Below are 11,707 nucleotides of genomic sequence, written 5' to 3' on the forward strand. Positions count from 1 at the left end.
TAACCTATGAGAAACCTTATACTTACGCTGATGTTCTTACAAGTAGGTTGTCAGAAGCTACAAAAAGAAGAAATAGAAGGGCTTTGGCAACTGAGCCAGGTAAAAATAGATGGCATGTTGAGACCACAAGATGCCACTTACCTGAGAATAGATAAGAACAACAGTTTTGCCGTATCTCGGACCTCGGGAGATATGAGTGGCGTGTATCAACTGGGTGCCACGAGGATTCATTTTCAAGGCAAGGACAAAAGCTGGTTCAATACATCCTGGACTTTGAAAAGATTGGAAGACTACCTCATGATGGAAGGTGTTGAGTTTGGATTCAGGGTCACAGAATTGAAATTCAAGAAGGTAGAAAAAATTCCTGATTTTGAAGATTTCGAAAAACAGGTAGTGGGCAAGTGGCAGCTTTACCTGGTTATGAAAGAGGGAATTCCTGAAAAGGTAGCAAATACGTGGATTACCATAGATGATGACGGTGCTTATACCATTTATGATGATACGGGCATTCAGGATCAGGGTCGATCAATCATTAATACGAGACATCGAAAGGTCATCTTTGTGAAAGATAACATGCATTGGGATGTATGGTTTTGGGGCGAGGAACTTCGATTACAAAACCAGCAATTGGACATTCAGTATCATTTGAAAAAGAATGCATGAGTACTCAAAAATGCCTGCATTGACTGTAACTGATGTGTTGCTGAAAAAATAAGTCGTGGGCCACTCCTGACCCACGACTGAAACCTAAATCACTCACGAGAGTTTTTTTATTCTGTAATGGTGATGACATCCGAAGAAACCGCATTGGCTTGAAACAGCCCCAGTGCACCATTACTGATATTCGAAGGTGCGTTGACCGGCGGTGGGCTAAACAACCCACCATCACTTGATAGCACCTCTGCTAGTCCATTGTAGTACTCATAGGCATCTTTGTTTAGTGAAGACATCTCCACTTTTACTTCGTCATTCAGTTCAAAAGGGTATTCAAACTCAAATTCGAAGGAGCCATCTGCGTATTCGTCTTCAGCGACAATGATATCTTCCTTTCCACTGAACAAGGAGTCGCTTTTATATACTTTCCAGCGATAGTAATTGATCTTGTCCGGAACAGAGACAAGTGCTGCCATTGATACATAATAACCCGCGTCAGACAGGCTTGTAGCATTTCGGAAGGTTGAAGCCATTTCGGCAATCTCGCTCACGGGGAGCATGGTCGATCGCGAGGTATACGTCCGTCCATCGTAGTCAATGTTGAGATCGTAGGTCCGACCTACCACACCCTGTATGGTTGTGATTTGGTAAGTTCCCGAACCAATATGGAGTAATTGTTCCTCTTCTCCCAAGTCATTGGATAGGGTAACTGTGGCATCTTCTACCGCAAATGATCGCTCACTCGAATTGAAACTAATGGTCGTGCTTAGTTTTACAAAGTGTGGACCGGGCTGGTCAGTGATTAGCCCATCTACGATCAATACCGGAGCGTTATCGTCGTGTTTTAAGTCTATTACCTCCAGGCATGAGCTCAGCAGGCAGACAATCAAGAATGTATATATGATATTTTGCATCGTAATAGTCATTTAATTAAAATCTGAAATTGTAGCTAACAGAGGGTACAATTTTGAATAGGATAGTACTGACAGGTCTGAATTCTTTGGATTGTACCGTCACATTATCGGTTTCGTCAAGATTCGGATTGCCATTGATTACGTCCTTGTATTGAATAGACCAAGGGTTCTTTTTCATATAGGCGTTGTAGATCGAAAAATTCCAGCTGCCCTGCCATCTTCTGGTTTTATTCTTCTTGCTTTCAATATTGACGGACAAGTCCATTCGGTGATAGTTGGGCATCCTAGCTCCATTTCTATCCAATGGGTCGTAGTAGGCTACAGAGTGTCCTTCATATGTATACTTTCCCTTAGGTCTGGAAACGGCACTGCCCGTTGTGAAAACCCAGTTTCCGGATAGTGTGATTCTATCGTTAAGCTCATGAGATACGACCACCGAAATATCGTGTGTTCTGTCGTATCTCGGGCTATAGGCCTTGCCACCGTTGATTCCAGGCACTTGCCTTCTGGTTTTGGACAAGGTATAGCCTATCCACCCAGTCGTTCTTCCCTGATTCTTTTTGATGAGGAATTCTGCTCCATAGGACCAGGCTTTTCCTGAGAGTATCTCGGTTTCGATATTTTCACTTAGTAAGAGCTCGGCGCCGTCCTTGAAGTCGATCTGGTTTTGCATCTTTTTGTAATAGGCCTCAACCGAGATTTCGAATTTGTTTTCGTTCAGATTTCTGAAGTAGCCCAATGCGATCTGATCGGCAATTTGAGGTTTTATGTAACTATCACTAGGTATCCATCTGTCAATAGGTAGCCCGGCGGTAGAGTTGGAAGCGATCTGAAGATATTGTCGGGTTCTGTTGTATGAGGCCTTCAGCGAGCTGGTTTCATTGAGTAAATATCGAGCTGCAATTCTTGGTTCGAAGCCCCCGTGATAGTTGATCAACTCTCTGCTTTCATATCTGACGGTATCTGTGATTTCGTTTCTTTTCCGGTCGTTTGGATTGCTGTAGGTATAAACATCTGCTTTACCAAAATTCTGAAACAGAGAATATCTTACACCATATTCAACAGATAGCTTATCATTGATTTTTTGTTTGTTACCCACATACAAAGCATGTTCCAGCGCGAATTGGTCGGCAAGCTTGAATGCGCCAATCAATGACTTCTTTGTCGGTTTAATATCCGCAGGGGAGAATTTATGGTAGATCGTATGATAGCCGAAGTCTATCTGATTGTTTGGATTGGCGAAGAAGGTAAAGTCAAGTTTACCACTGTATTCTTGCAGCTGGGAAGTCCAGTTGAAGCTTTCTGCGGGATCGTCGATATTGATCAGGTAATCAAAGTTGCTATACAGCACTGTCGTGTTGAGAAACAAACGATTATTAAAAAGGTGATTCCAGCGCACTGTGGCAGTTTTATTTCCCCATTCCAACCTGAATTCGTCATCAAAGTCAAAAACGTCTCGCCCGAAATATCCTGAAACAAAAACCTTGTTTTTGTCATTGATGGTATAGTTGATTTTTGAATTGAGATCGTAGAAAAAGAGCTTGTTTTTTCTTACTGAAGTGTCTTTTGATAATTTAGCAAACATATCCGCATAAGTCCTTCGGCCTGAAATGATAAAAGAAGACTTGTCCTTTATGATGGGTGCTTCTACAGTCAGGCGACTGGAAATCATACCTATTCCGCCAGAGGCTGCAAACTTCTTTTTGTTGCCTTCTTTCATCCGGACATCCATAATCGATGAAAGTCTGCCACCGTATCTTGATGGAATGCCTCCTTTGTATATTTCCAAGTCCTTGATTGCGTCCGGGTTAAATACTGAGAAAAACCCCATGAAATGAGAAGGATTAAAGACCGTAGCTTCATCCATTTGGATTAGGGTCTGGTCCGCCGATCCGCCTCGCACTAATACGCCTGTGGTACCTTCTCCGGCAGATTGTACACCGGGAAGTAGTTGTACCCCACGAATGATGTCTACTTCGCCCATGAGCGCTGGAATATTTTTGATTTGTTTGATTTCCAGCCGTTCCGTGCTCATTTTCACTTCACTTACATTTTTGTCCATCCGCTCACCGGTAATGACAAGTTCGTCCATCTCAAGAATCTCAGATTTGAGTTCGACATCCAAAGTTTGATCCTGATCGAAAGAGATACTTTTTTGTTGCAACTGATATCCCAGGTAGGAATATTTCACGTCGTAGGTGCCTTGGGGTAAGGTCAGAGAGTAGAAACCATAGATGTTCGTGACTGCTCCTTTTTCTAAAGCCGGTACATATATCGTTGCACCGATGATACTTTCTCCATCCTGAACATCCTTAATGTAACCGCTGATGGTGAAGGTTCCCTTTTGGGCCCAAATTGATTTTGGAAACGCTATCCCAGTGAAAATCACGAGCAGATAGATCCATATTATTTTCTTCATATCCTGTTATGTTTTTTGAATTCGTGCTTATGACCGAGAAGTCCTTGTCAGCACCCACGTGGATATGAAAAAAAATGATTTTTGTTTAAATTTATTTTGTTAATCGACTGAACAACAGTATGTTGTGTATTTTAAATATGTCCCAAAATCAATTAATTATGCAGTTGATCAATGACTATTTTACTATGATTTCCTCGGTACTTACCGCTGAGGTTTGAAAAATACCCAGGGTGGTTGGAGTAAAATTAGTCGGTGGATTGAAGTATCTGGATTTGTTTACGATGGCATCGTTGTTAAGTATTGAATTGAGTTGCACGTAGTAGTTGTAGGCCTCTTTGGTCAGAGATTCCATCTCACATTTTACCGTGTCACCAACATCAAAAGCATAGTCAAATTCAATGCCCTCTAGTGTAGCGCCGAACTCATCAGAGTCGACATAAAGAAAGCTTCTTCCATTGAATAAGGAATCATTTTTGAATAAGCGCCATCGATAGTAGTTCACCTCTTCTTCTGAGCTTTTTTGTGCAAATAGGGAGACGTAATAGCCTTCGTCTTTTATGGTGCTTTCCTGATTGAAAGTGCTGATAAGAGAATCGATTTCACCGACAGGTCCCAAATAGGAGGTGGCTGTATAGGTCACATTTTCGTAAGTGACTTCCAGCGTATAATTCGCCCCAACCACACCTTGCAGTGTTGCTGTTTGAAAGATTCCGGGAGCTGACTGAGAAAGGATTTCTTCGCTTCCCTGATCATCAAAAATTCGAATTTGAGCATTTTCGATGAGGTTCTTATCCACAGGCTCTTCAAATGAAGTGGATAGATGCAGTTTAACTGTATAGGGCCCAGGCTGATCTGTGATTTTACCCTCGATGACCAACTGCGGAGGAGCATCCGAAACATCCAAGGTAGATACTTCCTGACAAGACAAGAGCAGGAAAAAAAAGCCGATATGTAGGAGTTGTCTTCTGATGCGCTAAAATTTAAAATTATAGGTAACCGATGGTATGAACTGGAATAGGTAACTTCCTACAGCTCTGAATTCACGACTTTCAATGTTTAAACCCTTTTCAGAACCCGAGAATTCCGGGTCTCCGTTGATGACATCTCTGTACTGAAACCCAATCAGATTTTTTCTAAAATACAAGTTGTAAAAGGCAATGTTCCAACTCCCTTGCCACCTACGCTTTTTTTTGTTTTTGCCTTTTATCTCGAAGGATAGGTCTAACCTGTGATAGGCAGGTCCTCTGTCACCGTTCAGGTTAGTATCGTCAAACAAGGGAATTGACTTGCCGTCTACTTCATACTTTCCGATCGGTAAGGACAAGGCTTGTCCTGAGCTAAATACCCAGTTGGTCGATATTGATATTCTAGGTTTGAGCATATGACTTACTGCAACGTTGACGTCATGTGTTCTATCATAGAAGGGGTTGAACCTCTTGCCTCCGTTTAGATTGGCCAGTTGATGCCAGGTGCGAGACCAGGTATAACTTACCCATCCGGTGGTTTTTCCTTTTTCCTTCCGTAGAGACATTTCCAGACCATAAGACCAACCTTTCCCGGTATATAGTTTTTGTTCTAATGAGTTACTTATGATCGCATTGGGGTCGCTATTGATTTGAGCAAGGTCTTGCATAATTCTATAGTAGCCTTCTGCAGACCAGGTGAGATTTCTAATCTTCTTAAAGATACCCAATGAAAACTGGTCGCTGGTTTGTGGGCTTAAATTAGGATTGCTGGGTTTGTACCGATCGGTTGGAAATCCCACAGTATTGTTGGCCAGCACGTGAATGTATTGCTTGTTTCTGTTGTAGGAACCTTTGACTGAAGTAGAGCTGTTTATTAAAAACCGAGCATTGATTCTAGGTTCGAAACCAAAGGAGGTATTGATCAATTCGTATTTGGAGGCTCGAAGTGTATCTGTGATATTCGAATTCACCTTTGATGACCCATCTTCATAGACATAATACTCTCCCGGCCCATAATTCTGGAACAATGAAAATCTCAAGCCAAGATTGACTTCGAGTTTATCTGATACTTTCTTTTTTAAAGAAGTATATAGTCCTTGTTCCAGTGCATTTTCGGTAGTAATTTCTATCGGTTCAAAGGCAGCGAAGTTTTCAAGAGGCACAATATCGGCGGGAGAAAAGTGATGCCATATGATAGAATAACCAAAGTCAAGCTCTAGTGTAGGATTGATGTAGTAGTAAAAGTCAGTTTTAAGTGAGTAATTCTTTAGGCTTGATTCCCAATTGATCCCAAATAGGTTGTCTTCGAGAGAAAACCCGTAGTTGAAATTGCTATATAGGAAAGTGGTATTTAAGAACAGCTTGGAATTGAACAAGTGGTTCCAGCGGAGTGAAGTAATAAAATTGCCCCATTTCAAACTGACGTCATCTTTGAGTCTGAAGACATCACGACCTACGTAGCTTGATGCGAATATTCTGTTGTTTTTGTTAATCGAGTAGTTGATTTTTCCATTCAGATCGTAGAAAAAGAGTTTGTTTCCGTTGACTTCTGAATCTCCTGAAAGTCCCAACAGGAGGTCCAAATAAGTTCTTCTCCCTGAAAGGATAAATGATCCTTTATTGGTTTTTAGTTCACCTTTGGTCTTTGACAACGGCCCCTCGATACTTAGCCGACTCGAAATGGTACCTATCCCTCCGGAACTAGAGAATTTTTGCTTATTGCCTTCTTTCATCCTGACATCCAGTACGGAAGATAAACGACCGCCATACTGAACGGGGGCTCCTCCTTTATGCAGTTTGACATCTTTTAGCACGTCCGGGTTGAACACCGAGAAGAGCCCACCAATGTGGAAAGCATTAAATATGGTGGCTTCATCCAGTTGTATGAGGGTTTGATCCGCACTTCCCCCACGGACATATAGTCCGGTTTTGCCTTCCCCAACAGATTGCACGCCGGGCAATAATAGCAGACTCTGTACGATATCTACTTCGCCTAACAAGGCTGGCATCTGTTTTAGTCGCTGGACGGTCAATACTGCATTGTTCATTTCGACACTGCTTATGACATCCGCTTCAGTATCCGACTCAATGACGAGCTCATTGAGTTGCAGTGCACTTTGAGGTAGGCCTATACTGAGTTCCTTGTCAGAGGTCAGATCAATTTTTTTGGATAACTGTTGGAAGCCCAGATAAGAGTAAACGATTTCATACGATCCTTCAGGAAGGCTGAGAGAGTAGAAACCATAATTATTGGTTATCACTCCTGTGTCTGCATCTTTGACCTTGATACTAACGCCAATAAGATCTTCTCCATTCAATGAATCCCTGACATAACCGCTCAATACATGTGTTTGTCTCACAAACTGAGATTCCGGGATGAGTACGACCTGTCCGCCAATTAACTTAAAACTTACTCCACTGTCAGCCAGCAATAATTTGAGCGCATTTCCAAGTGATCCGTCAAATGAAAGACTCACATTTTTCCTCAAAGGCACATGGTTGTCGCTGTAAGAAATTTCAACCGAGAATTCATCTGATAACCTATTTAGGACTTCTTCTAACAAAGTGTCTTCCACTCTAAGAGAAACTTGCTGGGAGAGAATATCGGTTTGGCAAATGGCCAGTGAGGGCAGCAATAAAAGCATCCAAAAAAGAATTCTCTGCGAGGGCATAATACAAATATAGCAGGGTCTCAGAAGCGATTTAGCAATTGTACCTGCATTTTAGGAAAAGAGGACAAAGATTAGTTTGAGGGGCATCCCGCTCCGGTTAGAGATACGTTGTTATCCTTCAAAGTATACTTTATATTCAGGGAAGCTGACAACACTTCCAAAATTATATCAAGGTTGGGATTATAGAATCTGCCTGTAAAACGACAGTTGTATAATTGGAGATTATTTACCTCGACTTTGATATCGAAGTACTTTTCCAAGGCTGTAATAACCTCGTCTAATTCTGTCTTGTCAAATACAAGTACCTCTTCCTTCCAGGCTATGAAATTAGCGTCTGAATTTTCGGACTTAAGTATCTGATCGGATCCGACTTGATGAATGGCCCTTTCTCCGGGGATCAGTATTACTTTGTTGCTGGGGTTGTCTTTTTCCGAGAAGGCTACACTACCACGAATCAGGGTGAGCTCGGTTTCTTCAGCGAAGGACCTTAAGTTGAAGGCAGTACCCAGGACTTCAGTTTTAGTCTGATTAGTATTAATGACAAAGGGAATCTCACTTTTTTGAATATCAAAAAAGGCCTCACCTTGCAGTGATAGTATTCTATGCGAAATACCAAAATCAGAATCATAGGAAATCTCGCTTTGCTGGTTGAGCCAAATTTCTGACTGGTCGGGTAGAAGAACTTTGATTTTCTCCAGATGACTGTTATGTACAATCATGCTCTTGTTCAACGTTGGCCCTCCGGTGTAGTTGAGATAATAGGCCAAGCCTAAACCTAATACTAATGCGGCCGCCACTCTATAGATCCATGCGGGAAATGCAAGGGTTTTTCCTTTTGACGAGTCGTTTTCAAGCGGTTCGGATTTTTCTACTTTATCATTTTCTTCTGTTAAGTTTTTGAAGGCGCCCCATTCTTCATCCAAGTCGACCTTAGGAGCCCATTTGGAAGTATCCAGGTTTCCTGTCTTTTCCCAGATCTGCTTTACATCCTCCAGAATTTGTTGGTTTTCAGGACTTTGCTCAAGCCATTGCTTAAGCCTGGCCTCTTCGTCCTTATCAGATTCTCCTTTGAGATGATTGCCTAATATGTTCCAGATTTGGGTATCCATGTTATAGCATTTGGTTTATGACAGACAAGTAATCGTTAACACCCACGCCAACCAAAAAATAATTAATGAGTCCTGTGATGGAAATGAGATTGTTGCTCAAAAACGGCTTTAAGCTTCCACGTAAGTGCTTGAGTGCTTTTCCCATTTGATTTTCGACCGTTTTGGTCGTGGTGTCCATTCGGTCAGCAATTTCATTGTTGGTTAATCCTTCGAATCGACTAAGGGTAAATACCAACCGACAACGCGGGGGTAATTCATCGATGGCCTCATGCAAAGCAGACTCAAGCTCGTCGTGATCTAACTGATCCAGTACATTGGTATGAGATGCACCGCCAGAATTGATCAATTGCTCCTCCTGGGAAGGAATCATGCGCTTATGCTTTTCCAAGTGGTTCAAAGCCGTATTGATAACTGCTCTGTGCAAGTAGGATCTGATCGATGTATTAATGGTCAAATGACCTCTGCTATTCCAGAGCTTGTAAAAGACTTGTTGAACAATGTCTTTGGATACATCTTTGTCTTTTACCACCGTGTAGGCAATGTTGTTCAGCACCTCAAAGCTGTCTCTGAAAAGGGTCTCAAAAGAGGCGTCATCTAATTGGTCTTGTAGGTGCATTGCGCCAAAGATAAAAGCCTAAATTGAATTGAAGCTGATCTTTTTTAAAAAGAAATTGGCTCCTTAAAATAGTTCGGCTTTCATGTTGATAGTAACCTCTGAATCATGGCAGATGGTCTTTTGCAATCCTTTGCATTTTGACATTTCATATTTATAGAAATAGTCCAGTGTATGCAGCTTGCTTTCTTTGAAAGCATCTTCAGTTTGGTCCAATGCAGCAATTCCCATTTTGAGCCATTGCCAACCAATGACGACGGTTCCGAAAAGCTCCATAAAGATAGTTGCATCTGCGAGGTATCTTTCATGATTTCCCTTCATCGCAAATGGCATCAAATGCGCAAGACTTGCTTCGATCAGTTTTGAATTTTCTGCAAGCTCCATGGCATAATTTTTTAATTCCCCTTTTTGCATGGCGGCTTTAATGGTCGTCTCCATTTCTTTGGCTAGTAGCTTCAGCGCAGCGCCATCCTCTATGGATATTTTCCTACCGAGCAGGTCCAAGGACTGGATACCAGTAGTCCCTTCATATATCGAAATGATACGGATATCGCGAAGGTATTGCTGCAGAATAAAATCCATCATATATCCATAGCCGCCTAATACTTGCAGGCCGGTATCCACTGCATGTTTTCCAGCTTCGGACGGATAGGTTTTGGCTATCGGGTTTAATATTTCAGAAAGCAAGTGGAAGGTGTTTTTTTCCTCTCCCTCAGTTGTCATTTGCTTGTCCAGATAGTAAGAGCACTGAAGAATGAGGCTCAGACTGCCCTCAACAATGGCTTTCTGATGTAACAACATGCGCTTCACATCCGGGTGATTGATGATCAGTGTCTGTTCGGCATTTGGATCTTTTTTTCCTGAACTTTGCAACTTGCGACCCTGAGGGCGTTCTTTGGCGTATTGCAGAGAGGCATGGTAAGCAGCTGATGCAATGCCCGTTCCCATCCTTCCGGTAGCGATTCTGGCTTCATTCATCAATTGAAACATGTAGCTCAATCCTTTGTTGGCTTCGCCCAGTAGATAGCCGATGCTTTCTCCACTGTCGCCAAACGCTAAATGATTAGTGCAGTATCCTCTTTGCCCCAATTTCACAAATTCTCCTACAATGTCCGCATGGTTGAAAGCTCCTTTCGAGCCGTCATCATTGACGAGATACTGAGGAACGACAAATAAAGAAATACCCTTCGTGCCAGCCGGTGCACCTTCGATTCGAGCAAGTACCAAATGAATAAAATTGTCTGAAAACTGGTGGTCGCTGGCCGAAATAAAGATTTTTTGCCCGTGTATGGAATAGGAGTCATCATCGAGGGGTTTGGCCGAGGATGTAATATCAGAAAGTGAACTTCCTGCCTGGGGTTCAGTCAGGCACATGGTACCACCCCATTGCATCTCCAACATTTTCGGAACATATCTTTGCTTTAGTTCTTCCGATCCGAATGTAACGATTACATTGGCTGCTCCTGAAGTGAGCCCGAGGTAACCGGTCACATGATTATTAGCCGCCTCCATAATGAAATACAACGCATTCACGACCAGCATCGGCATTTGAAGCCCTCCGTCCTTTTCGTCCATAGATGCACTGATCAGCCCCATTTCGCCGGCCTTCTTTAGTATGGGACCAAACTGCTCATGCACCTTGACCTTTCCATCCATAAAGACTGAGGGCTGTTCATCCATTTCCTTGATATAAGGAAATAGTGCAGTGTCACTAAACTCCTTGACGGCATCCAGCAATAGGTCAATGGACGGTCGGTCGTAAGCAGCGTACCGGTCTAATTTCAGTAAGTCTTCCAAGTGGTGGACTTCAGACAAAAGAAATGAAAGGGTCTGTGGATCGTAGTATTTCATTTTTGAATGGTTAAGAACTTAAATTAATTCTCAATGACCACAAATCCATTTGAACTTTGTTTTTTTTAAGTGTTGATATCCGTCATTTGTCAAAAGTCTCATTCATCCAGTGGTATGATTTTACCACAATTTGTCTCAAAACATCAAGATCAATGTCTGTTAATTTTTTTACATAAAGGCACGATTTTCCTGTTTTGTATTTCCCGAGTGATTTCATTAATTCTGCTTCCCTTTCATAGCCTGAAATCACGTAGATGGTGAGGCTGGTTTTTCGATTGGAAAACCCAACTTTGAACCATTCTCCGGCATGACCACTTTTGGTTTTATATGCGTAATGGCCATAACCAATCATTGACCCACCCCAAACTATGGGCTTTTCACCTGTGGCCTCCTCGAAGAACTTGAGTAAGCGTTCGCAGTCTTTTTTTCTTTGAGGATCTTCAATAGCAGAGACCAGTTTCGATGCACTTTCCGATCCGGGTTGGGTTTTTAAAGCCATATGAGTTGTTT

Annotated in this window: 9 protein-coding genes; 1 reads left to right on the forward strand and 8 read right to left on the reverse strand. The window is 42.2% G+C overall.

The window, feature by feature from the left end; all coding sequences use genetic code 11:
* Positions 1-6 precede the first annotated feature (6 nt).
* The gene (locus tag ABJD64_RS01165; RefSeq protein WP_348182214.1) at positions 7-663 is read left to right on the forward strand and encodes a hypothetical protein; all 657 of its coding nucleotides are present in this window, start codon (positions 7-9) and stop codon (positions 661-663) included.
* Positions 664-770: 107 nt separating this feature from the next.
* Here the strand turns inward: ABJD64_RS01165 and ABJD64_RS01170 are convergent, their stop codons facing one another.
* From ABJD64_RS01170 to ABJD64_RS01205, 8 genes are all read right to left on the reverse strand, one after another.
* Positions 771-1,568, reverse strand: a complete 798-nt coding sequence (locus tag ABJD64_RS01170) for a DUF4249 domain-containing protein (protein WP_348182215.1) — start codon at positions 1,566-1,568, stop codon at positions 771-773.
* Positions 1,569-1,584: 16 nt separating this feature from the next.
* Positions 1,585-3,987, reverse strand: coding sequence for a TonB-dependent receptor (locus ABJD64_RS01175; protein WP_348182216.1), 2,403 nt, complete (start codon positions 3,985-3,987; stop codon positions 1,585-1,587).
* Between the two features lie 175 nt (positions 3,988-4,162).
* Positions 4,163-4,915, reverse strand: coding sequence for a DUF4249 family protein (locus tag ABJD64_RS01180; protein ID WP_348182217.1), 753 nt, complete (start codon positions 4,913-4,915; stop codon positions 4,163-4,165).
* A gap of 45 nt (positions 4,916-4,960) precedes the next feature.
* Complete coding sequence (locus ABJD64_RS01185) at positions 4,961-7,597, reverse strand: TonB-dependent receptor (protein ID WP_348182218.1); 2,637 nt, start codon at positions 7,595-7,597, stop codon at positions 4,961-4,963.
* Between the two features lie 98 nt (positions 7,598-7,695).
* Positions 7,696-8,733, reverse strand: a complete 1,038-nt coding sequence (locus ABJD64_RS01190; RefSeq protein WP_348182219.1) for a FecR domain-containing protein — start codon at positions 8,731-8,733, stop codon at positions 7,696-7,698.
* A 1-nt stretch (position 8,734) separates the two neighbouring features.
* Positions 8,735-9,349, reverse strand: coding sequence for an RNA polymerase sigma-70 factor (locus tag ABJD64_RS01195; RefSeq protein WP_348182220.1), 615 nt, complete (start codon positions 9,347-9,349; stop codon positions 8,735-8,737).
* A gap of 63 nt (positions 9,350-9,412) precedes the next feature.
* A complete protein-coding gene (locus ABJD64_RS01200; RefSeq protein ID WP_348182221.1) occupies positions 9,413-11,197 on the reverse strand; it encodes an acyl-CoA dehydrogenase in 1,785 nt (594 codons plus the stop codon).
* A gap of 82 nt (positions 11,198-11,279) precedes the next feature.
* Positions 11,280-11,696: a DUF1801 domain-containing protein gene (locus ABJD64_RS01205; protein ID WP_348182222.1), complete on the reverse strand. Its 417-nt coding sequence runs from the start codon at positions 11,694-11,696 to the stop codon at positions 11,280-11,282.
* Positions 11,697-11,707 lie beyond the last annotated feature (11 nt).

The sequence above is a fragment of the Reichenbachiella sp. genome (assembly GCF_039944555.1).
In the GTDB taxonomy this organism is placed as follows: Bacteria; Bacteroidota; Bacteroidia; order Cytophagales; family Cyclobacteriaceae; genus Reichenbachiella.